General features: G+C 51.2%; 19 protein-coding genes. 5 read left to right on the forward strand and 14 right to left on the reverse strand.

Translation table 11 applies throughout. From position 1 onward, the window contains the following. Positions 1-32: 32 nt before the first annotated feature. The 9 genes from B157_RS0107960 to B157_RS0108010 all read right to left on the reverse strand — a co-directional run bounded on the left by B157_RS0107960 (position 33) and on the right by B157_RS0108010 (position 13,847). Positions 33-824, reverse strand: a complete 792-nt coding sequence (locus B157_RS0107960; protein ID WP_020602829.1) for a penicillin-binding transpeptidase domain-containing protein — start codon at positions 822-824, stop codon at positions 33-35. A gap of 33 nt (positions 825-857) precedes the next feature. Further along, positions 858-2,222, reverse strand: coding sequence for a TldD/PmbA family protein (locus tag B157_RS0107965; protein WP_020602830.1), 1,365 nt, complete (start codon positions 2,220-2,222; stop codon positions 858-860). A gap of 11 nt (positions 2,223-2,233) precedes the next feature. Continuing rightward, complete coding sequence (locus tag B157_RS0107970) at positions 2,234-3,874, reverse strand: TldD/PmbA family protein (protein ID WP_041951962.1); 1,641 nt, start codon at positions 3,872-3,874, stop codon at positions 2,234-2,236. 420 nt (positions 3,875-4,294) lie between these two features. Next, positions 4,295-5,632, reverse strand: a complete 1,338-nt coding sequence (locus B157_RS0107985) for a TldD/PmbA family protein (RefSeq protein WP_026308570.1) — start codon at positions 5,630-5,632, stop codon at positions 4,295-4,297. 98 nt (positions 5,633-5,730) lie between these two features. Beyond that, on the reverse strand, positions 5,731-7,371 hold the full coding sequence (locus B157_RS0107990; RefSeq protein ID WP_026308571.1) for a TldD/PmbA family protein: 1,641 nt from the start codon (positions 7,369-7,371) through the stop codon (positions 5,731-5,733). Positions 7,372-7,501: 130 nt separating this feature from the next. Further along, entirely contained in the window at positions 7,502-8,854 is a 1,353-nt protein-coding gene (locus B157_RS0107995; RefSeq protein ID WP_020602836.1) for a TldD/PmbA family protein, read from the reverse strand. Positions 8,855-8,973: 119 nt separating this feature from the next. Beyond that, on the reverse strand, positions 8,974-10,614 hold the full coding sequence (locus B157_RS0108000) for a TldD/PmbA family protein (protein ID WP_026308572.1): 1,641 nt from the start codon (positions 10,612-10,614) through the stop codon (positions 8,974-8,976). A 126-nt stretch (positions 10,615-10,740) separates the two neighbouring features. Further along, positions 10,741-12,072, reverse strand: a complete 1,332-nt coding sequence (locus tag B157_RS0108005) for a TldD/PmbA family protein (RefSeq protein WP_020602838.1) — start codon at positions 12,070-12,072, stop codon at positions 10,741-10,743. 116 nt (positions 12,073-12,188) lie between these two features. After that, complete coding sequence (locus B157_RS0108010) at positions 12,189-13,847, reverse strand: TldD/PmbA family protein (protein WP_026308573.1); 1,659 nt, start codon at positions 13,845-13,847, stop codon at positions 12,189-12,191. A gap of 373 nt (positions 13,848-14,220) precedes the next feature. Between B157_RS0108010 and B157_RS0108015 the strand changes: the two genes are divergently transcribed. The 3 genes from B157_RS0108015 to B157_RS0108025 all read left to right on the forward strand — a co-directional run bounded on the left by B157_RS0108015 (position 14,221) and on the right by B157_RS0108025 (position 16,970). Beyond that, positions 14,221-14,913 carry a VIT1/CCC1 transporter family protein gene (locus B157_RS0108015; protein WP_020602840.1) on the forward strand — a complete coding sequence of 231 codons (693 nt, stop codon included), beginning with the start codon at positions 14,221-14,223 and terminating at the stop codon, positions 14,911-14,913. A gap of 338 nt (positions 14,914-15,251) precedes the next feature. After that, positions 15,252-16,070, forward strand: coding sequence for a hypothetical protein (locus B157_RS0108020; protein WP_020602841.1), 819 nt, complete (start codon positions 15,252-15,254; stop codon positions 16,068-16,070). A gap of 63 nt (positions 16,071-16,133) precedes the next feature. Continuing rightward, positions 16,134-16,970: a hypothetical protein gene (locus B157_RS0108025; protein WP_020602842.1), complete on the forward strand. Its 837-nt coding sequence runs from the start codon at positions 16,134-16,136 to the stop codon at positions 16,968-16,970. A gap of 21 nt (positions 16,971-16,991) precedes the next feature. Here the strand turns inward: B157_RS0108025 and B157_RS0108030 are convergent, their stop codons facing one another. The 3 genes from B157_RS0108030 to B157_RS0108040 all read right to left on the reverse strand — a co-directional run bounded on the left by B157_RS0108030 (position 16,992) and on the right by B157_RS0108040 (position 20,100). Further along, a complete protein-coding gene (locus tag B157_RS0108030) occupies positions 16,992-18,173 on the reverse strand; it encodes an alpha/beta hydrolase family protein (protein ID WP_041951963.1) in 1,182 nt (393 codons plus the stop codon). Between the two features lie 124 nt (positions 18,174-18,297). Then, positions 18,298-19,371 carry an ATP-grasp domain-containing protein gene (locus B157_RS0108035; RefSeq protein WP_020602844.1) on the reverse strand — a complete coding sequence of 358 codons (1,074 nt, stop codon included), beginning with the start codon at positions 19,369-19,371 and terminating at the stop codon, positions 18,298-18,300. Positions 19,372-19,443: 72 nt separating this feature from the next. After that, on the reverse strand, positions 19,444-20,100 hold the full coding sequence (locus tag B157_RS0108040; protein WP_020602845.1) for an alpha/beta hydrolase-fold protein: 657 nt from the start codon (positions 20,098-20,100) through the stop codon (positions 19,444-19,446). A gap of 294 nt (positions 20,101-20,394) precedes the next feature. On the opposite strand from B157_RS0108040, the gene B157_RS0108045 reads away from it, so the two are divergent. Beyond that, positions 20,395-21,234: an alpha/beta hydrolase gene (locus tag B157_RS0108045; protein WP_041951970.1), complete on the forward strand. Its 840-nt coding sequence runs from the start codon at positions 20,395-20,397 to the stop codon at positions 21,232-21,234. Between the two features lie 28 nt (positions 21,235-21,262). Next, positions 21,263-22,117 (forward strand): glycoside hydrolase family 16 protein, encoded by an 855-nt coding sequence (locus B157_RS0108050; protein ID WP_020602847.1) that lies wholly within the window; start codon positions 21,263-21,265, stop codon positions 22,115-22,117. A gap of 22 nt (positions 22,118-22,139) precedes the next feature. Here B157_RS0108050 and B157_RS0108055 read toward each other — a convergent pair whose 3' ends face one another. After that, positions 22,140-23,672: an FAD-binding protein gene (locus tag B157_RS0108055; RefSeq protein ID WP_020602848.1), complete on the reverse strand. Its 1,533-nt coding sequence runs from the start codon at positions 23,670-23,672 to the stop codon at positions 22,140-22,142. A 69-nt stretch (positions 23,673-23,741) separates the two neighbouring features. Beyond that, positions 23,742-24,017, reverse strand: a complete 276-nt coding sequence (locus tag B157_RS0108060) for a Bor/Iss family lipoprotein (RefSeq protein ID WP_041951971.1) — start codon at positions 24,015-24,017, stop codon at positions 23,742-23,744. Between the last annotated feature and the right edge of the window lie 205 nt (positions 24,018-24,222).

The raw sequence follows: 24,222 nt of genomic DNA on the forward strand, positions 1-24,222 counted from the left end.
GAGGCTGGCCGAAGGTACTATTTCCTGACTGATTACATACTGTTTAGTTGCCGCAGAATATCCTTCGTAATGGATTTGCGGCAGGCGGCAAAGGCTGGATTGATTGTCTTTCGATTTTTGCTGAGTCGGGTGGCAAAAAAGCAGGGGACTCCCTGTTTCTCGACGTAACCAACCCACCAGCCAATATCAACGCCACCATCCCGTGTCCAGCCCGTTTTAGCGCGAATGACATAGTTCTCAGTGGTTTCAGTAATCATCAATCGTTTGACGATGGTCCTGTTTCGATCAGAAAAAGGCAGTTTCCCGTCGTACAGGGCTTTCAAAAAGGCAACCTGATTTTGGGGAGAAATAGCAAACGGGCCAAAGTTCCAGAAATCAACCCCTTTTTCGGAAAGATTCACGTTCCCGTACCGGCACTGCGTTAAGTAGTACCGGTAGCGGTCACGCCCGATTTTCTTCGCCAACTCGATGTACACCCACCCTGCCGACTGCTCGAATGCTTCTTTAACCGTCATGTCGTGGTAAATCTCCGGGCGGTACCCGTACAAGACAGTATCGACCTCCCCTACCCACTTCACCACGTCGTTTTCATCCCGGATAACTCCGGTTTCCAGCGCAATCAATGAGTTTATAATCTTGAACGTAGATGCCGGAAGCGTTGCCTTCTGACTATCGAGCGAGTCGCTGTACAACCATTTCTTCTGTCCGTAATCGTAAACGGTTACGCTGCCCCCAATCTTACATTCCCGAAATGGCGTCTGCCAGTCAACCTGACTGACAGCGACGAGGGGCAGCAGGAGCATAATAAACAACAGTTGTTTCATATCAACATTCCCCTTCGTTTACCAGCCTATCCGCTACACCGCATCGGATAAACTGGTGAACGTGAAATCCCGGGCTTTTACCGGTGGAATCAGATTCCCATTGACCCGTACTGATGCCCCCAGGGCTTCCACGTTATTCAACACGATAACCGCACTTTCATTGAAGCGGAAGTTCTTGATCGGAAACTTAATCTGGCCGTTTTCAATGTAGAACGTGCCATCGCGGGTTAAGCCCGTTTGCAGCAGCGTTTTCGGATCGACCATTCGAACGTACCAGAGCCGGGTAACCAAAATGCCTTTATCCGTGCTTCTAATCAGATCAGCCAGCGATTGGTCTCCCCCCGCCATAATAAACCCAGTGGGTGGGGGTGTTGCCTTTACCCCTTTTTTATCGGCCCAAAAGCGGGTATAGATCATGTTTTTCACCACACCATTCTCGAACCAGGTTACTTTCTCCTGTGGACGACCGTCGCCAACACCATTCCCACCCAGAAATGAGCCAGTACGATTGCGGCCTTCGCCAGCGAAGGGTTCGCTGGGGGCTTCCAGATTCATGGGGTCAGAGTAGATAGTTACCCGCTCATCAATGAGTTTTTCGCCTAATCGGGTGCCCCCCCCCTTTCTGCTCAGAAAGCTCCGCCCTTCGTCGGCCAGCCGAGTGTCCATGCCCGACATCATGCTCTGCAATAATGTCCCCATGGCGGTAGGCTCCAGAATGACCGTGTACTTGCCGGGCTCCAGGGCGCGGGCGTTGACCGAAGCCATGGCTTTTTGCATGGCTACCCCCGTTACAGTCCGGGCTTTTAGTTTTGCTATATCATTGAAATCCCGGTTGATGTAGCCCGAGCCAGTTCCATCTGCCGTTCTAACCGTAACGGAGAAATCGACCGAAGTGGATTTATTGTAGCCGAACAGACCTTTGCTGTTGGCGATGGCCGAAAAACCGGTTGAATCCTGCAAAAAACCGGCTGCGCTCAGGTTCTTTTGCTCGCAGGCATCTACACTATCGAAAGCAACCTGAGCCCGGTATTCAGCGTCCATCTTCGCCGTATTTTCGGAGTACATCGGCGTTTCGAGGTACTGTTGCGGCCCCAGCATGGGCATGTACTCGGAATTCTCCGGGGCTAGTCGGGCAATTTCTTCGGCTCGCCGTACGGTTCGTTCAATGGAGCGGTCATCGAACTCATTGATCGTTGCCGAACCGGCCCGCTTACCGATACCGGCGGTAATCAGCAGCGACATATTGTCGGCTTCGCCACCGGAGGAAACGCTGTTGAGCGCGTACCGGATATTGCTGGTTCGGCCTCCGCTCAGACTAACACTCATTTCATCGGCTTTGGAGAAAGACAGTGTTTTATCCAGAATCTTCTTCGCTTCTTCTTTGGATATAATAGCCATGTTGATGAGGGTTAAATTTTCCGTCCGGTGTTGAGTACGTTTACGCCATTGAACCGGGCTGTTGAACTGCCGTGCGACACCGAATTGATTTGGGCGGGTTGTCCTTTGCCGTCAAAGAAAGTGCCCCCCAGGCGATAATCCCGTTCATCACACACTTTCACGCACGAATTCCAGAATTCCTGCGTATTGGATTGATAAGCCACATCCCGAAGCATACCCACAATTTCTCCGTCTTTGATTTCGTAGAATAACTGGCCGCCAAACTGGAAATTATACCGCTGCTGATCAATAGAATAGGAGCCGTCGCCAATGATGTAAATACCCTTTTTGACGTCCTTGATCATCTCATCGACAGTAAGCGGTTCTTTGCCCGGTGCCAGCGAGATATTCGCCATCCGCTGAAACTGAACCGTACTCCAGCTATCGGCATAGCAACACCCCTGCGACTCTGTTTCGCCCAGCATATGGACCTGATCGCGGATGGCCTGGTAATTGACCAGGATACCATCTTTAATAATATCCCACTTTTTGGTTTTCACCCCCTCGTCGTCCCAGCCGACATCGCCCAGCGAACCGGGCTGCGTTTTGTCGGCAAAGAAATTAACCTCCTTACTACCATAATTGAAGTTTTTCGACTTCCACTTATCGATAGTCGCAAAGGAGGTACCGGCCAGGTTGGCTTCGTAACCCAGCACCCGGTCCAGTTCGGTGGCGTGCCCGACCGATTCGTGAATGGTCAGATAAATGTGCGACGGGTCCAGCACCAGGTCCCATTTGCCGGCTTCTACCGACTTCGCCTTTAGCTTCAGACGAGCCTGTCTGGCGGCTGCGGTGGCATCTTCCAGCATGTCGTACCCCTGATTGTAGCGGGTGGTAACGCCGGTTACGCGGTCGGGCGGGGCCGTTTGCAGGTAATCGTAACTTCGACCCATGGGGGCACTCAGCGAATCGCGGGTGGCGATCAGGCCACTCGACTTATCGACCGCTGTAGCGGTGAAGTTGGGCCAGATACGGTGAACATCCTGATCGATGTAGGAGCCATCGGTCGATGCGAAATACTTCTGTTCGTTGATCATGAACAGCACCGAATTGATGAAATCGGCCCCGTTGCTCATGGCCGCCCCGTTAACGGCCAATAACAGATCGGTTTTCTCCTTGACGGGTATCTCAAATGAATTTTTCTGCACCGACGTTTTCCAGGATACCTCGCCAAAACCTTTCTGGGGGGCAAGCTGAACAGGTTTTTTCATCAATCTGGAATGGGCTTTGGCAAAAGCGACTGCTTTTTCGGCGGTTCTGGCCACATCATCCTCGCTACTGGTATCGCCGATGGCGGCAAAACCCCAGCAGCCGTTGGCAATGACCCGCACCCCTATCCCGAACGACTCGGTAATGATGATGTTCTGGACCTTATTCTCCCTAGTCATGACGTACTGGTTCAGATAGCGGCCAATCCTGATATCCGCGTACGTGGCCCCTTTAGCCGTGGCCGCCTGCAGACCGGCATCGGCCAGTCGTTTCTTGACGACCACGTCCAGACCCGGCTCCAATAGTTCTTCAGCCATAATAGAACGACCGATAATCGGGATGGAGGGGAGCAACATGGCACCAGCCCCAGCACCTGTCAATTGAATAAAATTTCGACGATCCAACGCGTTTTCCTCCTATTGGGTTAAATGAAGTGGAATTGATTAATCAGTTTCAGGATATGGGAAGACCGCTGGCATGTATTGATTTTAAGGTTAATTTATAGAATTTAATTTTAACAATAAACATAAATTCAATTATTTGTTTTGATTTTGTTGTATAAAACAAATTATTATTCGTTTTTTTATAAATCAACAATTCATACTGACTAGTGGTCATAAAACAGCTTTTCAAGGAGATGCTGGACAATCTCAAAATAGCGGATAAGCGCCAACAGGTAACGTTTCAGCCACTAAGCAATATCTTATCACTGGTCCCTTTTGATGCTCTTTCGAAATCGTCAATGCCTGTTCCGGCTGGAGTTTAGCTAGTACAAAAAAGGCCATCAATCCGAACATTGATGGCCTTTTTTTGTGTGAATCAAGTTATACCGCATCGGATAAACTGGTAAAGGTAAACTCCCGGATTTTCATGGGTGGTATCAGGTAATTCTGGTCCGATTCGGTGCTGACCACACGCTCCGGTTTGCCCAGTGATTCGAGGTTATTGAGCATGATGACCGGGCTTTCGTTGAAGCGAAAATTCTTGACCGGATACTTTATCTTGCCGTTTTCGATAAAGAACGTCCCATCACGGGTGAGACCGGTGAGCAGAATCGTTTGCGGGTCCACTTCCCGGATGTACCAGAGTTTAGTGACCAGAATACCGCGCTGCGTGCTTTTGATCATGTCTTCCAGCGACTGCGTGCCACCGGCCATAATGACATTATTGGGATTGGGGACGGCTTTTTTACCCTGTTTCTGCGCCCAGAAGCGCGAATAGGCCAGATTTTTAACGACCCCTTTCTCAATCCACATTGTTTTTTCCTGCGCTCGTCCATCCCCCGACCAGGGCGATGCGGGTAGCTCAGCGTTGGTCGGATCGGAGTAGATGGTTACGCGCTCATCCACAATCTTGTCGCCCAGCCGGGATTTACCACCTGTCTTGCTAAAATACGACCGCCCTTCGTCGGCGGAGCGGGCATCCATGTTGAAGAAGATGTTTTCGAGCAGGACGGCGGCCGCTGTCGGTTCCAGAATGACCGTGTACTTACCCGGCTCGATGGCGCGCGCTTCGGCCGACCCCTGGGCTTTCAGCAAAGCAATTCGGGTAGCAACTGCCGGGTCCAGTTTCGTAAAATCATTGTACCCCCGGGCCACGTAGCCGGAACCTTTACCATCTTCCGTACGCACCGTGAGGGAGAAGTTGACATTGGTGCTGGGGTAGTAGGCAAACAGCCCTTTCGAGTTCATCATGGCCTCGTACCCGTTTCGGTCGTCCATAAACCCGGCGCCAATGAGTTTGGCCTCACGGGTTAGTTTCAGGCTTTTTGCCACCGCATCGGCGCGGGCATCGGGGGTAAGATTGGCGATACTATCGAAGAAACCGTTGACTTTCAGGTACTGCTGTGGTCCCAGAATCCCCATGTATTCCGAATTTTCGGGGGCCAGCCGGGCTAATTCTTCCGAACGGCGCACTACCTTTTCGAGCGATGCGTCGTCAAACTCAGTAATGGTAGCCGTGCCCACTTTCTTGCCGTAGGCCGACTGTACGCCGAGGAGCTGATTGTCCAGTGCACCGCTGGTACTGACCTCATTGCGGGCATAGCGGATGTTACCACGCCGGGCCCCCGACAGGTTAACCTCGCACGAATCGGCTTTCGAGTAGCTGAGGACTTTGGTGAGCAGCGCCTTGGCTTCTGCTTCGGTGAGTAAGATGGCCATGTCTTTTTTAGTCATTTATGGTCATTAATAGTCATTGGTGCGATTCTGAAGAACAATAAATGACAGGCTAATGACTACCAATGACAATGTAATGACGATTAAATTTTCCTTGCGGTATTGATAACGTTGACCCCATTGAACCGGGTGGTTGAACTACCATGCGATACGGCACTCGATTGCGGGGGTTGTCCTTTGCCATCGAAGAATGAGCCGCCCAGGCGATAGTCTGACGCATCGCACACCTGTACGCACGAATTCCAGAACTCCTGCGTGTTCGATTGGTAGGCTACGTCTTTGAGCATCCCGGCAATCTGACCGTCTTTGATTTCGTAAAACAACTGACCACCAAACTGGAAATTATACCGCTGCTGGTCAATAGAGAACGAGCCATCCCCAATGATGTAAATACCTTTTTTGACATCTTTAATCATGTTAGCCACCGACAACGGGGTTTTACCCGCTTCCAGCGATACGTTGGCCATGCGCTGAAACTGCACCGAGCTCCAGCTATCGGCGTAGCAGCAACCCTGCGAATGGTCTTCGTCAATGATATGCGCCTGGTCACGGATGGCCTGATAGTTCACCAGTGTGCCATCCCGCACCAAATCCCATTTCTGGGTTTGTACGCCCTCATCATCATACCCAACGGCCCCCAGTGACCCCACCTGCGTTTTGTCGGCAATGAGGTTTACCTGCTTGCTGCCGTAGTTAAAATCCTTCGATTTCCACTTATCCAGCGTGGCAAAACTGGTACCGGCGAAGTTGGCTTCGTAGCCCAGCACCCGGTCCAGTTCGAGGGGGTGACCAACCGACTCGTGGATGGTAAGCCACAGGTGAGAGGGGTCCAGAACAAGGTCATACTTACCCGCTTCCACCGACTTGGCCGCGTGTTTGGCGCGTGCCTGTTTAGCGGCCGCCGTAACATCTTCCAGCATGTCGTACCCTTTGTTGTAGCGGGTTGTAATACCCGTTACCTTATCGACGGGATTGCGTTGCAGGTACTCGTACCCCATACCCATCGGTGCGCTGAGGGCGTTGCGGGTTTCAAACTTACCGGTTTTGGGGTCGATGGCGGTGACAGTGAAAATAGGCCAGATTCGGTGAATATCCTGGTCGGCATAGGTCCCATCGGTGGAGGCAAAGTACTTTTGCTCATTCACCATGAACAGCACCGAGTTCACGTAGTTAGCCCCATTTTTCAGGGCCGCATCATTCACGCCCAGTAGCAAGTCAACCTTCTCTTTGATGGGCACCTCAAACGCATTACGCTGAATGGGAGCTTTCCAGCTTACTTCCCCATAGCCTTTTTGGGAAGCCAGTTGTACCGGCTCCTTCATTAGTTTGGCATTCGCTTTGGCAATGGCTACGGCCGTTTCGGCAGCTTTGGCGGTGTCGGCTTCATTTTTCGCATCCACCACAGCCGCAAACCCCCAGCAGCCATCGGCAATCACCCGAACGCCTACGCCGTAGGATTCGGTATTGACTATGTTCTGCACTTTGTCTTCCCTGGTTATCACGAACTGGTTGAGATAACGGCCAATGCGAACGTCGGTGTAGGTGGCCCCTTTACTTTTTGCCGCGTTCAGGGCCGCATCGGCCAGCCGTTTCTTCACGGCCACATCCAGGCCGGGTTCGAGCAGTTGCTCCGGGCTCACGGTCCGGGAAAAGGCGGGGAGATTGGGCAGGATAATTCCCGCCGTTCCGAGGCCCATGTATTTGTTAAAATCGCGACGATTCAAGGAAATGTCCGTTTAGTGGATGGTCAGTTGCTAATCATTCATTTCATCGTCATTTTTGGTCATTGACTGTCATTCATCGGTATACGCCAAATGACAGTCAATGACCAAAAATGACGATCAATGACAAAAATTACACCGCGTCTGACAGACTGGTGAAAGTAAAGTCACGAATTTTCATGGGGGGAATCAAATTGCCACCCGCCCGGACGGGTTTGCCCATGGCTTCGAGGTTGTTGAGCATAATGACCGGGCTTTCGTTGAAGCGGAAGTTTTTGACCGGGAATTTAATCTGCCCGTTTTCAATGTAGAACGTCCCGTCGCGGGTCAGGCCGGTGTACAACTGCGTTTGGGGGTCAACGGCCCGAATATACCAGAAACGCGTGACCAGGATCCCTTTTTCGGTGCTCTTGATCAAATCGGCCAGTGATTGGGTACCTCCCTGCAGGATGAAACCACCAGGTGCCGGGATGGGCTGAACGCCTTTTTTATCCGCCCAGTAACGCGAATAGTACATATTTTTCACCACGCCGTTCTCAATCCAGGTGCGTTTTTCCTGGGGTAGGCCATCGCCACCCCCGCCACCGAAGCGGCCACCTCCGCCACCCCCGCCGAAAGGCGATAGCGGCAACTCCTCATTCATGGGGTCGCTGATGATGGTCACACGCTCGTCGAAGAGTTTTTCGCCCAGCCGGGTGCCTCCTCCTTTCTTGCTCAGGAATGAGCGTCCTTCGTCGGCATTCCGGGCGTCCATGCTGCGCATCATGTTTTGCAGCAATTCAACCGATGCCGTGGGTTCCAGAATAACCGTGTACTTGCCTGGCTCCAGTGCCCGCGCTTTGGCCGATGCCAGGGCTTTCCCCATGGCGACCTCCGTGGTGGCTTTGAAGTTAATCTTGCTGACGTCGTTGGCGTCGGGGTTGGCGTAGCCCGAACCCAGGCCGTCGTCGGTGCGAACCGTAATGGAGAAATCGACGCCTGTGGCCCGGTTGTACCCGAAATTTCCTTTACTGTTGCCGATGGATGTGAAACCCGTAGTATCTTCCATGTACCCGGCTGCGGTCAGGTTCTTCTTCCGGCAGGGGTCAATGCTGTCGAAGGCCGCACTGGCCCTGAATTCGGGATCGATTTTGGCGGTACTTTCGGCGTACGTTTTGCTATCCGGATAGTTCTGCTGACCCAGCATCGGCATATATTCCGGATTTTCGGGGGCCAGTCTGGCAATTTCCTCAGCCCGCCGAACGGTTTTTTCCAGCGACGCATCGTCAAACTCGTTGATGGTAGCCGTACCGGAACGTTTGCCATATACGGCCGTTACCGACAGGGACAAATTATCGGACTCACCACTGGTCGACACCGAGTTGCGGGCGTACCGAATATTTCCCGTCCGGTTGCCCGACAGGCTTACACTCATTTCGTCGGCTTTGGAGTAAGCCAGTACTTTATCGACTATTTTCTTTGCTTCTTCTTTCGTTAAGATTGCCATGATTTTAGTTTATCATTTGTAGTCATTCATGGTCATTGACAGTCACTATTAGTCATCGGTGCGGTTCTGACGAACAATAAATGACAGGCTGATGACTACCAATGACAATGCAGTGACGATTAAATTTTTCGGGCTGTATTGATCACGTTCACGCCGTTGAAGCGGGCCGTTGCGCTGCCGTGCGACACTGCACTCGATTGGGCCGGCTGCCCTTTACCATCATTGAAGGCACCCCCCAGCCGGTAGTCGCTCTCGTCGCAAACAGCCACGCAGGAGTTCCAGAATTCACGGGTGTTGGCCTGATAGGCTACATCTTTCAGCATACCCACAATCTGGCCATCTTTGATTTCGTAGAATAACTGACCGCCAAACTGGAAGTTATACCGCTGCTGATCGATAGAGAACGAGCCATCCCCGATGATATAAATGCCTTTTTTGACATCCTTGATCATGTTGGCTACCGACAACGGGGTTTTACCCGCTTCCAGTGATACGTTGGCCATCCGCTGAAACTGCACCGAGCTCCAGTTGTCGGCGTAGCAGCAGCCCTGCGATTCTTTTTCGCCGATGATATGAACCTGATCCCGAATAGCCTGGTAGTTGACCAGCGTTCCATCCCGCACCAGATCCCACTTCTTAGTTTTTACGCCTTCATCATCCCAGCCGACGGCGCCCAGCGAATACAGTTGCGTTTTGTCGGCCACCAGATTTACTTCTTTACTGCCATAGTTGAAATCTTTCGTTTTCCACTTGTCCAGCGTCGCGAACGAGGTACCGGCGTAGTTGGCTTCGTAGCCTAAGACACGGTCCAGTTCGAGAGGATGACCAACGGATTCGTGGATGGTAAGCCACAGGTGAGAGGGGTCCAGAACAAGGTCGTATTTCCCCGCTTCTACCGACTTCGCAGTTAGTTTCTCTTTGGCCTGTTTGGCGGCAGATGTAATATCTTCCAGTATGTCGTACCCCTTGTTGTAACGGGTTGTAACACCGGTTACTTTGTCGGCGGGATTAACCTGCAGGTAGTCGTACCCCATACCCATGGGCGAACTCAATGAGTTGCGGGTGGAGAACTTTCCGCTCTGTGGGTCAACGGCTGTTACGGTGAAGTTTGGTCCAATCCGGTGAATATCCTGGTCGGCGTAAGTGCCATCGGTAGAGGCAAAATACTTCTGCTCATTAATCTGGAACAGTACGTTGTTGACGAAATTAGCCCCGTTCTGCATGGCGGCTGCGTTGGCCGACAGCAGCAGATCAACCTTTTCCTTGATGGGTACCTCGAACGCATTCCGCTTGATGGGGGCTTTCCAGCTTACTTCGCCGAAGCCTTTCTGCGGAGCCAGTTGCACCGGTTCGGTCAGTAACCGGGCATTGGCTTTGGCAATGGTGACGGCGGTTTTGGCCGCCTGCGCCACCACGGCTTCATTGCGGGCATCGCCTACGGACGCAAACCCCCAGCAGCCATCGGCAATTACCCGCACGCCTACCCCAAATGATTCAGCGTTGATGATGCCCTGCACTTTGTTTTCGCGGGTGAGCACAAACTGATTCAAATAGCGGCCAATGCGCACATCGGCGTAGGTGGCTCCCAATGACTTGGCTGCATTCAACGCGGCATCGGCCAGGCGTTTTTTAACGGCTACATCAAGGCCGGGTTCCAGCAGGGCTTCGGCCGAAACGGAGCGGGAAAAAGCAGGCAGGGTGGGCATCATGATACCGGCAGCTCCCATGCCCAATAGTTGATTAAAATCGCGACGATTCAAGGTTATATTCGTTTAATTAATTGTTGGTCGGTTCGCAGTCATTTGGTTGTCAATAGATTGTCATGCATCGTCATTCATAGTTAAACGACAATCAATGACGATGCATAACAATCTATTGACAACCTATTACACCGCGTCAGATAAACTGGTAAAGGTAAAATCTCTGATTTTTAGGGGGGGTACCAGATTACCGCCAATGCGGACGGGTTTACCCATTGCTTCGAGGTTATTGAGCATAATGACCGGGCTTTCGTTGAAGCGGAAGTTTTTGACCGGGAATTTAATCTGTCCGTTTTCGATGTAGAACGTCCCATCGCGGGTCAGGCCTGTATAAAGCAACGTTTGCGGGTCGACGGGGCGAATGTACCACAGTCGGGTAACCAGGATACCTTTCTCGGTGCCTTTAATCATGTCTGCCAGCGACTGGGTACCGCCTTCCATAATGAAATTGCCGCCCGGAGGAACTGCCTTTACGCCTTTCTTCTCGGCCCAGTAGCGGGAGTACGGCATATTTTTGACCACACCCTTTTCTATCCAGGTTATTTTTTCCTGCGGCCGGCCATCCCCGCTAAAGGCTCCACTGGGTACTTCAGGATTGGTGGGATCGGAGTTAATGGTTACGCGCTCGTCGAAGAGTTTTTCGCCGAGCCGCGTCCCGCCCCCTTTCTTACTCAGGAACGAGCGACCTTCATCGGCATTCCGCGCATCCATCGACCGAATCAACGCCACCATCAGCGAAGCATCGACGTTCGAGACCAGGGCGGCTGGTTCCAGGATAACCGTGTATTTGCCCGGCTCTAGTGCCCGTGCGCTGGCCGAGGCCTGTGCTTTTCCCATGGCTACTTCGGTCACGGCCTTTGTGCTAAGCTTCGATACATCGGTTACGTCGCTGGTACCATATCCAGAACCCAGACCATCGGCGGTACGTACGGTGATGGAGAACTCAACTGATGTTTCCCGGTTATAGGCCGACAACCCTTTGGTATTGCCGATGGCATTGAATCGGGCGGTATCTTCCATATACCCGGCCGCTACCAGATTCTTTTTGCGGCAGGGGTCAAGGCTGTCAAAAGTGGCCTGTGCCCGGTAGTTCGGGTCCATTTTGGCGGTACTTTCGGCGTAGGGGTCGGTGTTCAGATACGTCTGCGGCCCCAACATGGGCATGTACTCCGGATTTTCGGGCGCCAGCCGGGCTACTTCTTCGGCTCGGCGAACGGTCTTTTCCAGCGACGCATCATCAAACTCGTTGATGGTAGCGGTACCGGCCCGTTTGCCGAAAACGGACGTCACACTCAATGACTGGTTAACGCTCTCCCCACTGGTCGAGACGGCGTTGCGGGCGTAGCGGATGTTGCCCGTTCGCCCTCCCGCCAAATTGACGCTCATCTCATCGGATTTCGAGTAGGCGAGTACCTTATCAATGATTGTTTTTGCTTCTTCTTTGGTTAAAATGGCCATTTTTTAGTTGTTGATTGTCATTCACTACATGTCATTTTATGGTCGTTGATCGTCACGAATAGCTTTTTCAGCCATAGATGACCATTAATGACCACAAAATGACGCGCAGCCAGTGACTATATTTTCCGTCCCGTATTAATAACATTAACCCCATTGAAGCGCGTAGTAGCGCTACCGTGCGATACGGCACTGACCTGAGAAGGCTGCCCTTTACCATCGAAGAAACTGCCGAAGGTACGGTAGTCATCCTGATCGCAAAGCTGGGAGCAGGAGTTCCAGAATTCCTGCGTATTGGACTGATAAGCCACGTCGTCGAGCATTCCGACTAGTTCGCCATTCTTGATTTCGTAGAACAACTGACCACCAAACTGGAAGTTATACCGTTGCTGGTCGATGGAGTATGAACCCCGCCCAATGATATAGATGCCTTTGTCGACACCCTTGATCATGTCAAAGACGGAGCGTTTTTCGGAGCCGGGCTGGAGTGATACATTGGGCATGCGCTGGAACTGCACAGAGTCCCAGTTATCGGCGTAGCAGCAACCGTTCGATTCTTTTTCTCCCAGAATGGCCGCCTGATCGCGAATGGCCTGATAGTTGACCAGGATACCATCCTTAATTAAATTCCATTGCTTGCAGGGAACTCCTTCATCATCGTATCCAACGGCACCCAGTGACCCCACCTGTGTTTTGTCGGCCATGATGTTGACCAGCTTACTGCCGTAGTTGAAATTCTTCGACTTCCACTTGTCTAGGGTGGCAAAGCTAGTCCCGGCGTAGTTGGCTTCGTAGCCCAGCACCCGGTCCAGTTCGGTGGGGTGACCAACCGACTCGTGGATGGTCAGGCCGAGATGGTTGGGGTCGAGTACGAGATCGTACTTACCGGGCTGCACGGATTTCGCTGTCAGTTTTTCCTTCGCCTGTTTGGCACCCAGCGCGGCATCTTCCACCATATCGTAAGCGTACCGGTAGCCAATCAGGCCGTTGGGCGCTTTTATTTTTTCGGTGTTCAGACCATCCAGGTATTCGTAGCCCATACCCATCGGTGAGCTGAGGGCATCGCGAGTTTTGAATTTTCCGCTGGCCCGGTCAACGGCCGATATGGTGAACGTGGGCCAGATGCGGTGAACGTCCTGATCGATGTACGAGCCATCGGTGGAGGCAAAATATTTTTGCTCGTTCACAAAGAAGAGGTTGGACGTAACGAAGGCGGCCCCATTTTTCATGGCTTCGCCGTTGACGTTCATCAGCAAGTCAATCTTCTCCTGAACGGGAATTTCGAAAGCGTTCTTTTTGATGGGCGTTTTCCAGGTTACTTCCCCTACCCCTTTTTGGGGAGCCAGCTGGACTGGTTCTTTCTGTAGTTTGGCGTTGGCTTTAGCAATGGCTACGGCCGTATTGGCGCACTTGGCAATGCCATCGGGGGTAACGTCGCTGGTAGCGGCAAACCCCCAGGTACCGTTGGCAATCACCCGTACACCTACCCCAAAGGATTCGGTGTTGACAATATTCTGTACCTGCTTTTCGCGGGTAAACATGAACTGGTTGAGATAGCGGCCAATGCGCACATCGGCGTAGGTGGCTCCTTTACTTTTAGCGGCATTGAGGGCCACATCAGACAGTTGTTTCTTTCCTGCGGTGTCTATGCCCATTTCCCCGGTGCTCAGGTCACGCAGGTACTCGGGGGATGCCGAGTAGCCTACAATGGGTACTCCAGCCGTAAGCAGGCTACCAATGCCTAATCCCGACAACTGGATAAAATCGCGTCTTTGCATGTAGTCAATTTGAATGAGTTGCTGATGAATAATCGGTTGGTTACCGAAGGAAAATACGAAGATGGGCAAAAAAGACGAAAGTGCTTATTAAAAGTCTTCATTTTGTGATAAACGGCCGACAGGGAGGGTGTTTTGCCAAATATTATTTGGCAAAACACCCTCCCTGTGTTATATATATCCCGGGTCGCCCCGGCATACCGGTCCAGGATACATATAGCCGCTCCGAAAAAGTCAGGAAGAAATAATTGCTTACTTTAACCGGAGGTACCTGAACAATTATGACTCCTGTCTTGTCTCTCCGTAGTAATATCGTTTCGATTTGCTCAACGGTACATGGCTTTTCCCTTTTCGTTAACCAATAACCCCATCATCTATGCTTCCACATCCGGAAGAACACCTGCGCAGTTCAGATTTCATAACCGACGTGGTCATTGGCATGTCCGATGGCCTAACGGTTCCTTTCGCCCTGGCAGCCGGTCTGAGCGGGGCTGTAGCTAACTCGTCGCTGATTGTAACGGCGGGCATTGCCGAAATTGTGGCGGGATCTATTGCCATGGGGTTGGGCGGTTACCTGGCGGGCCGCACCGAAGCTGACCATTACGAAGCCGAACGCCGACGCGAAACGAATGAAGTAGAAACCGTACCGGAGCGCGAAAAAGAAGAGGTACGGGAGGTATTTGCTGATATGGGGCTGAGTCCGGCGCTACAGGTTGCCATTGCTGACGAACTGGCTACGGACAAAACCAAGTGGATTGACTTCATGATGAAGTACGAACTGAACCTGGAAGAGCCAGATCCGAACCGCGCCACCAAAAGTGCCCTGACCATTGGCGGTTCCTATGTGGTGGGTGGATTTGTACCGCTGATTCCTTATCTATTGATGAATAGCCCGCATCAGGCTCTGGGCTACTCCTGTGTTATAACCCTGATCTGCCTCTTTATTTTCGGCTATTTCAAAAGTAAAGTGACTGGTCAGCCTCCGATAAGTGGGGCGTTTAAAGTAATGCTGATTGGTGCCGTAGCTGCGGCTGCTGCATTTGGCATTGCCCGGCTGGTTGGTGGGTGATGATTGAGTGAAATGAGCTTATGACAGATTTCGCAGCTATCATTTAACTATCCACTGTGCTGTCGGTCAACGATGACGGACAGCACAGCAGGCTTCATGGGTGGATGGAAACGGAAAGCAGTTGCCCCTTTATTGCCAGATGTACGTAACATCGTCGGCATATCCAGGAGCACACGCCATATTTAATCTGTAATACTTAGTAGTCTCAATAGGAAATAAGCCCTATTTGTTACTACGCAAAAGTATATACTCTGCAAGGATTGACATATATCGGTTTTTCCTTTACTTTTCCGTTCCCTTTCCTTTTCCTTTCAGTTTGGTTTCCTTTTCCCATCACCATGGAAAAATTCAACAATTCATCCACTCAAAAAGAGATACAGGCTCTGCGTGAGGGTATCAAAAGAAAGTACAGGACATATAATCTGCTGAATAGAGACCGCTTTCCAATATTCGCGTATAATACCAACCGGGCAAACTACGAACCCCTGGCGGAATCATTCCGGGAAGAGTTCTACGTGATTCGGGGATTCGATACGTCTGACAGAGACATTCACATTCCCAGCACGAATACCCTGGCACAGCTTTTTTGCGATGAGGACTATTTACCCGGTAAAAAAATTCTGAATACCTGCCAGGCTTACGCAGATGAATTGTCGTCGGAGACGGGTATTGTCGATACGCTGACTGCAAGCCCGCGGGTAGTAACAGTACCCGTAAAGACGGTAAGCCTACTTCTGGCCGGTATTGTGCTCGTGGCTCTACTATTTGTTTATATCATCAGTAAACCTGCGCTCGGTAATGCACCACCAGCAAGCGGGTTACTCCTTAACCGGCCTTCAAATGGACGGGTCGTTCCAATGGAGTTGCTGGCCGTCGGTACTGTGCTGAATGCCCAAACCGTGTGGGTTGTTATCCGGCCCAAAGGGTCGAACCAATACTTTGTGCAGCCGCCCATGAAAGTAGGCGATGACCACACGTGGCGGGGTGTCATCTATGTCGGTAGTGTCAATATGGCCAATGTTGGTGTAGCGTTTCAGGTACGTGCCTTCGTCAATCCTGTTGCTACACTGAAAGAGGGCGACTTACTCCATTCGTGGCCTCAGGCCGAACTCGCTACGGGTATTGTGGAGGTAATCAGAGGGGCACAAACGGAGTAGTATCTAGTTCGTTAATTCTACGAATTTGAAACCAGGGTACTGGCATAACGCAAATACGACCTTATGGAAAAAGCAGATAATCCCGCCATTGACGTAGAGATGAGAACCCTGCGTGAGGGTATCAAAAACAAATACGGAGATTATCATCGGCAGGATGAAAAACGATTCCCAAACCTGGAGTACAACACAAATCGGGTTAACTACGAACCCCTGCGTGCCTCTTTTGAAGAGGAATTTTATGTGGTCAGAAAACTCGACAGAGCAAAAAATACCATCCATATTCCCAGTACAAAAACCTTTGCCGCCATTTTTTGTGACGAGCATTACGTACCTGGAAAAAAAATTCTGAACACCTGCCGCTCCTACGCAGAAGGTGCCTCGCAGATTGTTGTCGAAGAGGGCACGTCCGCAACCGGGCAGGTAAATACGACTACAGCATCAAAGAAGACCGGCAGCATAATACGTATCGCGGTTATTATACTGTTAGTGGGCCTTGTCAGCTATCTGGTAATCAATCAGCTATACTCTACCCCACCCGCCAGTGGGTTAGTTATACGCCGGCCACAAAAAAAACAGTTTGTTACCCGTAAATCGTTTATTGAGGGCAGTGTGTTGAATGCCAATACCGTATGGGTTGTTGTCAAACCGCAGAAAAAGGACGAATACTATTTTCAGGCACCCATTAAAGTAAAAAGCGATGGCACCTGGATGGGAGAAATCTACGTGGGTTCTGCCAGCAAAGGAAGTGATGGTCTCGTCTTTGAGGTAAGGGCTTTTGTCAGACCCGTCGGAGCACCTGAATCGATGGAAGTACTCGAAAGCACCGTACCTACTTCCTGGCCTGAAGCGGAGCTATCCTCTACCATTGTAGAGGTTGTCAGAGGACCGAAAAAAAAGTAAACATCAAGGGAAGAGTATCCTCTAATTCCGTAACTGGGCAAACCATTTCAACGACTGAGTGGCAAACAGTACTTCTGTCGGCAAATGAAATCCATTCTTCAACGCCACCAGACTAAGCCTGGATGAGCCACGCTGCCGCAGGGCATTGTAGGTTTGTTGCGTGGTCAGGAACGGAATGATCTCATCCTGCTCACTATGAATCAGCTGCGTTGGCGTTTGGGTCGTCCAATTCGTCAGGTCATTATCATTGAGGGCTTGCCGGAAAGGAGAGGATAGATCCTTGACATCTGCCCGGAACTGGTCGGTACAGATTTTATCAAAACTAACGTTCATCGTGCGGGTATTATTCAGCGACTTACTTATTTGCTCCGCGTAGGGAGATTTGAAATAGTAGCTAATGGGCTTTTGCAACCCATAAATCTGGTTATAACAGAGCGTTTCCCAAACGTAAATGTAGTTGGCAACGCCACCCTGCGTCGTTTTCTGGGTGAGGTAGCTGAAAAAATCGGACATGGCGTAAGGCCCGGCCCCGCAACTTGACCCCACCAGATGTAACTGCCTGGCATACTTTTCCTCCAGCATTTTCTGCGCCGATAAGGTAGCATAGCCTCCTTCCGAATAGCCCGCCATAAATACCTGCTCACTCCATACGATGCCCTTTTTAGCTAAAAACTCCTTCGTTGCCAGCAGCATATCCACCGTTGCCTGCGCCAGTGCCTGGTGGTACTCGTACTCATGCGGGATTTGTTCAGACGCACCGTATCCTACGTAGTCGGGGCAGGCAACGATATAACCGTTCGTGGCAAAGTACAAAGGGTAAGAAAGCGCTGGTGACGAAAAGGTAGCCCCTGATGGGGCTTCGGCACTGGAAAATGCCGTTGGGTGCTGGTAACTCAGCAAGGGATAAGGGCGTTCTGCGGCTGCAAGTTGACTGGGAACGTACACGATACCGGAAGCCGTAACGGGTGTACCATCGGCAAGAACAGTTCGATACGAAATCCGGTGCACACTAACCTCGTAATCAGCTGGCTTATAAATCAGCGAATCATTCGTACTGACTATTTTCTTCAGGGTAGCATTCGGGTAAAAAATAAGTTGACCAGCACTGAGCAGGGTGGGTAAAGCGGCAACATCACCGGGAGTACAACCTGGCAAAAAAAAAGATAAGCAACTGGATAAAAGGTAAAGTATCCGTTTACGCATTCGTGTAAGTTACAGTGGACCTTATAAAGAAAATGCAATTTATAAAATGTCCGGCAATAGCTGTACCGTGGCAAGAAAGAACTAGCCACGGCACAACAAATCAGTGGTAAAATGATATGATTACTTATTTCTTACCCTTTTTCGGCTTAGCTTCATCCACGGCTACTTTTTTTGCTTTCCCGGCTTTCGGCTCTTTGATTACCTCAGTCGAAACGCTGGTTTTTGCTCCGGCGGTCGTGGGTGCTACCGGGTTTCCGGTTACGCCCCCCCGCACGAATGTACCCCAGGTTAGATTATTTTTTCCAGCCTGTGCTTTTTCAGCCCGGTCGATAGCCATTGTCGCGGCTGCTTCCACCACCCAATCGAAGTTGGCCTGCCCTACGGAATAAATGTCAGCATCGGGGGCAGGGTTACAGAAGTCGATGGCAATGGGGATACCATCCCGCACGGCAAACTCAACCGTATTGAAGTCATAACCAAGACCCTGATTCAGTTTCAGGATATAGTCGGTCATGGTAGCCATGAGCTTCTTGCCCGCATCGCCGGTCGTTTTCATTTCGGCTGCGTAGCGCAGGTGAAACGGATTACGCGGTTCGTAAGGCATGATGCGCACGTTGTTGCCCCCAATACAGTAGCACCGGAAATAGTCCGTAAAATCAATGGCTTCCTGATAAAGCATCACCAACTGCCCCGTTTCGTCGTAGGCACTAAACATCTGATCAGGGTTGTCTACTTTATAAACGCTCTTCCAGCCACCACCGGCGTGGGGTTTCATGAACGCCGGGAAGCCAATATGGTTGAATATACCGTCCCAGTCCATGTTGTTCAGGTTACGAAACGAGTTGTGGTTCGTATCGTCGGGCCGGTGTTTGGATGGCAAAAGAATCGTTTTGGGCACCGGAACACCTAACTGAACGGCGAGGGCATTATTGAAAAACTTTTCATCAGCCGCCCACCAGAAAGGGTTGTTCACTACCGCCGTTCCGGTCAGGGCTGCGTTTTTGAGGAATGCCTTATAGAAGGGGACATCCTGCGAGATGCGGTCGATAATTACGGCGTAGTCTGTCGGAACGCTCTGCTCAACCTGGTCAATGCTGACAAATTCAGCGGGAAACGTACTTTGTTTTTCGTTGACCCGGTCAACGAAGGCCTGCGGGAAGGTGTTTTCCTGGCCGAAAAGAATACCGATTTTTTTCATATTTATGCGTTATAGTAGTAGCTACTCGTATAACAACGTTTTGAGGTGATGTTCTTAATCAGCCTACATACCTTAAATCCGGCTAAAATACCTCGGCAGTTGCTCTTTCCAGATTGGCCAGTCGTGAACGCCCCAGAGCGACACATCAAGCTGGTGACGGATGCCTTTTCTGTTTAGCAGAGCCGACATCTGGTAGTTGGCATCCTTACAGATGTCATATTCCGTGGTGCCCAGTATAATATTCATGCGGTGAAACTCGTCGTTGTGGGCGTTGGGCAGGTAGTCGGGCGGATTATTGAAATACACATTCTCGTCGTAGTACCCGTTTAGAAAGGGCTTGATGTCATACGCCCCGCTCAACAACATCAGATGCCCGACCTGTTCGGGATGCTTGAACGAAAAGTTTAGGGCATGATACCCCCCAAACGAAACCCCGCACATGCCTATTTTTTGCACATTACATTCGCGCTGAATGCCCGGAACGAGTTCTTCGTGCAGAAAGCGGTCGTACAGAACGTGGTTCCAGACGCGGGTGCCGGGGTGGAGGTGCTTGCCGTACCAGCTATCCAGGTCGATACTGGAAATGCAGTACAATTTAATCCGGCCCGTTTCCACAAACCAGCGGACGGCTTCCGTCAGGCCGAAGTCCTTATACTCATGATAATGCCCCATCGAGGTAGGAAACATTACCACGGGATAGCCCCAGTTGCCGTAAACCAACATGTCCATGTCGCGACCAAGGTGGTGCGAATACCATCGGCGATACTCTTCCTGCACGATTGTGTCTGGTTGATGAATTTTGCGTCGAAATTAGACCAAATAGCTGGCACCGACAAAAAATAAGTCTTTTGTCGTTTGTTGTTTTTAGTCTACCATAACCACCAAAACACTGAAAATCAATAGATTGTCGACAAAAACCGACATTTATAGTATCGTGCTACTGGTCCGACAGGTACCCTCTTTATCGAAAAAGTCCCTACTTTGTGGATGGTGAATAATATCCTTTTGTTAATTTTCCTGTTTATGACTGACATTTTACCAGCCGTGGTGCCCGTTGAACTACCTTCCGTCCAGATTCAACGCGACGATTCACTGCAATCGGTTCCGCTTAATCGGGTTGTTCACCTGGACATTATTCTACCGCCGGGTTATGCCACATCCGGAGCCATTTATCCCATACTTTATATGAATGACGGGCAGGACCTGACCCGCCTGCGCATGACAGCCGTTCTGGATTCATTGTACCGGCAGCAGGCAATTCATCCCTTTGTGCTGGTAGCCATCCATGCCGGCGACCGGATTCAGGAGTATGGCACGGGTGCCCAGGCTGATTACATGAACCGGGGCAGTAAGGCCGGTTTGTACACCGATTTTGTGCTGACGGAACTAATGCCTTACGTCAGGAAACACTACCGGGTCAGTACCGACCCGGCGCAATCCGTATTTGCCGGGTTTTCGCTGGGTGGGTTATCGGCTTTTGACATCGTCTTTCACCACCCCGACCGGTTTACCAAAGCGGGGGTGTTTTCCGGTTCGTTCTGGTGGCGGAGCAAAAGCACCGAAGCTGGATACCGCGATGAGACCGACCGGATTATGCACGACCTGGTTCGGAAAGGTCCGTACAGCCCGACCCTGAAATTCTGGTTTGAAACGGGCACAAACGACGAAACCAGCGACCGGAACAACAATGGCATTATTGACGCGATCGAAGACACGACCGATTTAATCGATGCGTTAGTAAAGAAAGGCTACCACCGGGAGCAGGCTATACGATACGTAGAAATTGAGGGGGGCGAGCACAACCAGAAAACCTGGAGCAAAATCATGCCTGATTTCCTGATCTGGGCATTTCCTGGTCAATGAGCGAATGAATGATTTAGCGAATAGAAACATGCTGATGAAAATGATTATGAATACACTCCTCATTACCCTTATGCTGGCCTGCAACGGGCCTGACGCGGCAACCCCGATAGCAACTTCGGCTCCGGCCAGTACCACCTCACCCGTGGCAATGACCCCGGCAGTACGTACCCTCGTCTGGGCCGATGAGTTCGACAAGCCCGGTCTGCCCGATTCCACAAAGTGGGGTTACGATGTGGGTGGTAACGGCTGGGGCAATAATGAACTGGAATATTATACGGCCAAACGTACCGAGAACGCCCGAATCGAAAATGGTAAGCTTATTATCGAAGCCCGAAAAGAAGCTTACAAAGGCAGTAACTACACGTCGGCCCGGTTGCTGACGAAGGGCATTGCCGAATGGAAATACGGACGGATTGAGGCTATGGCCAAACTGCCAAAAGGCGTGGGCACCTGGTCCGCCGTCTGGATGCTGGGCAAAAATATCTCTTCCGCAGGCTGGCCCCGCTGTGGTGAACTCGACATTATGGAACACGTTGGCTTCGATGAGGGAATCGTTCACGGCACCATCCACTGCGAGGCATATAACCATAATAAGGGCACCCAGAAAGGGGACCAGATCAGCGTAAAAAACGTTACGAACGATTTTCATCTGTACGCCATCGAGTGGACTGCCAGCCAGATTGATTTTTTCGTCGACGATCAGAAATACTACTCCGTTCAAAAATCGGTGCTGGGCAGTACCGAAGCCCAGTGGCCATTCGACCAGCCATTTTTTCTGATTCTGAACGTAGCGGTGGGGGGCGGCTGGGGCGGCCAGAAAGGCGTTGACGAAAGCATCTGGCCCCAGCGCATGGAGGTTGATTACGTACGGGTTTATCAATAAACTACCCAATCACGAAACAGGCTTACGCCACGGGGGCAGCAGTCAGCACCGTATCCAGTCCCCACTGTTTCATTACATCGTTCGTAAATAGTTTCAGCGCGTTTTCGTCCTGTATCAGCGTATTCCGGGCCTTTATCCAGGCGTCTACGCGTGCATCCGAATACATATGCCGCAGCCGGGATTTTGTCAGATTGAGCATTTTACCCCAATGGAAGGCAAAAGGAATATCGGCGGCTTCCAGTGCATCCCAGAAAGCATTACAATACCGAATCGTTCGGTCCGAAAAAATACCGTCTAACTCAACCACGCAGGTCTTTGCGAATCGGGTGAACCCCAGCGTAGCATCGGTTCCTTTTACGTACCGAAAAGCGAACAGCCCCGTAAATGGACCATCCGTTTCATTGATTGCCAGTAATAAAGGGATAACCTCCGGTACCCGATCGGCCGGAACGGCCACGGCCGCACTCAGTACCTTGCCGTGAAAATCAGTACTGGAGAAAATTTCGCCATGCACCCCCCAAACCGCTTCGTAAGTGGGGTATTGTTGTTTGGTCAGCGCATTGACAACCTGCGGAACAATGCCCGGAAGTACCTGCGTCAGCCCCCCGATAAACGTTGGTGCGTCATCGCCGGGCCCCACACCCGCCGGGCTAATAGACGGAGGAGTATAGGCATCCGTGTAGGGCCGCTTGTACATCGTTGTCACGTAAGCGCCATTGTCGAGGTCGTACGGATTGATGACCACCTGAAAATGATACGGGTCTTCGTGGGTGTACGGCAGCGGCAAACCGGTAAAATCGAGCGTTTTCATGCTGGCCTCCAGCACGGCATCGATAGGCATCCGTCGCCGGTAGGTTTCGTAGAGAAAAAGGGGAACGGTTTCGAGCATGACCCCATGAATAAAGCCAAAGCTGCCAAAACTCACCAGCGCAGCCTTGAACAGCTCATCATCGCGGACGGGTTCGGCACCGAGTATCTGGAGGAAGGCATCCGAAACGACCGGATACGATTTCCGTTCGAGCCACACGTGCCGGGTGGGGCTTACGATGAGGTGGATACCTACCACGAATTCGGGGATAGCCCCAATTTTAAAAGCCGAGCCATGCGTACCCGTCGATAAAGCACCGGCGATGGTTTGTCCATTACTGGCACCCGATGTCATCAGGGAACGATTTCGTTTACGGAGCCGGTCGCTTAATTCCTGAACCGACACGCCACACTGCGAAAAGTACAGGTCACCGGCCGTTTTGGCGTAGGCGGAGTGGACACTGCCAGGGGTAATTTTCAGGGTGATGTTCAGCGGCTTGGTATTCAGCATGATGCCGTCGGTGGCGGTAATGCCAGTAAACGACCATTCGCCACCCACTACCCGCAGGCGCAGATTCTGCCGGATTGCTTCGCGAAGGAGTTGCTGAATGCCCAGGGTTGTGGCGTTGTAGTCATCCACTACGCTGCCCGTATCGTCATTGGCCAGGTCGTAAAAGTTAGCAATGGTCTGCACAAAGGTTTCGTGCCGGGGCGACCATTTTTTTTGGTTGGTAGGATGAATAATCATGGGTAGATGGGAGAGAAAACCGGTTATGGGCGTAGGAAATGGGTCGATTCGCAGTGGATTGGTTTCCCGTTACAGTTCGCCCTCGCGGGGACATGGTTTCGGACATTTCCACTCGATCCGAATCGGACTCCAGATGCCCAGCGTAGCCACGGTAAGGAATGAATAGCCGAAATTATTGGTAACCCGCACTTCATCCAGGCTTTTAAGTTTAAGCGAATCACAGTTTGTGGCCACCACATTTTGCTGCACCAGCCCCCAGAAGAAGGAGTGAGCCGTTCGCCTTTGGTAGCCCGTTGAGGGGTCGAAGGCCGACGTTGTTATTCGGTAGTGATAACAGTTTTGCATCGTGCAGAAAATAAGCAGCAAGCAAGCCTTACGGACAGTGGGGTGAGCAGGTGGTCTCATGATTGATGCGTTTGTTACTTAACTGATGTTACGCATGGTTGATCTATCTGTAGCAACCTCTTTCTAAATTTACTCAAAAACACCACAAAAAGCGCTCATGGAGTTTATATCCCCTATTTTTGACCTCTACTCGGACTATTTGCTG

Source organism: Spirosoma spitsbergense DSM 19989, from assembly GCF_000374085.1.
Classification (GTDB): domain Bacteria; phylum Bacteroidota; class Bacteroidia; order Cytophagales; family Spirosomataceae; genus Spirosoma; species Spirosoma spitsbergense.

Excerpts from the sequence above, each read along its gene's own strand:
- B157_RS0107960 (WP_020602829.1), bottom strand. The coding sequence starts at position 824 with ATGAAACAACTGTTGTTTATTATGCTCCTGCTGCCCCTCGTCGCTGTC.
- B157_RS0107965 (WP_020602830.1), bottom strand. The coding sequence starts at position 2,222 with ATGGCTATTATATCCAAAGAAGAAGCGAAGAAGATTCTGGATAAAACA.
- B157_RS0107985 (WP_026308570.1), bottom strand. The coding sequence starts at position 5,632 with ATGGCCATCTTACTCACCGAAGCAGAAGCCAAGGCGCTGCTCACCAAA.
- B157_RS0107995 (WP_020602836.1), bottom strand. The coding sequence starts at position 8,854 with ATGGCAATCTTAACGAAAGAAGAAGCAAAGAAAATAGTCGATAAAGTA.
- B157_RS0108005 (WP_020602838.1), bottom strand. The coding sequence starts at position 12,072 with ATGGCCATTTTAACCAAAGAAGAAGCAAAAACAATCATTGATAAGGTA.
- B157_RS0108010 (WP_026308573.1), bottom strand. The coding sequence starts at position 13,847 with ATGCAAAGACGCGATTTTATCCAGTTGTCGGGATTAGGCATTGGTAGC.
- B157_RS0108015 (WP_020602840.1), top strand. The coding sequence starts at position 14,221 with ATGCTTCCACATCCGGAAGAACACCTGCGCAGTTCAGATTTCATAACC.
- B157_RS0108020 (WP_020602841.1), top strand. The coding sequence starts at position 15,252 with ATGGAAAAATTCAACAATTCATCCACTCAAAAAGAGATACAGGCTCTG.
- B157_RS0108025 (WP_020602842.1), top strand. The coding sequence starts at position 16,134 with ATGGAAAAAGCAGATAATCCCGCCATTGACGTAGAGATGAGAACCCTG.
- B157_RS0108030 (WP_041951963.1), bottom strand. The coding sequence starts at position 18,173 with ATGCGTAAACGGATACTTTACCTTTTATCCAGTTGCTTATCTTTTTTT.
- B157_RS0108035 (WP_020602844.1), bottom strand. The coding sequence starts at position 19,371 with ATGAAAAAAATCGGTATTCTTTTCGGCCAGGAAAACACCTTCCCGCAG.
- B157_RS0108040 (WP_020602845.1), bottom strand. The coding sequence starts at position 20,100 with ATGGACATGTTGGTTTACGGCAACTGGGGCTATCCCGTGGTAATGTTT.
- B157_RS0108045 (WP_041951970.1), top strand. The coding sequence starts at position 20,395 with ATGACTGACATTTTACCAGCCGTGGTGCCCGTTGAACTACCTTCCGTC.
- B157_RS0108050 (WP_020602847.1), top strand. The coding sequence starts at position 21,263 with ATGCTGATGAAAATGATTATGAATACACTCCTCATTACCCTTATGCTG.
- B157_RS0108055 (WP_020602848.1), bottom strand. The coding sequence starts at position 23,672 with ATGATTATTCATCCTACCAACCAAAAAAAATGGTCGCCCCGGCACGAA.
- B157_RS0108060 (WP_041951971.1), bottom strand. The coding sequence starts at position 24,017 with ATGCAAAACTGTTATCACTACCGAATAACAACGTCGGCCTTCGACCCC.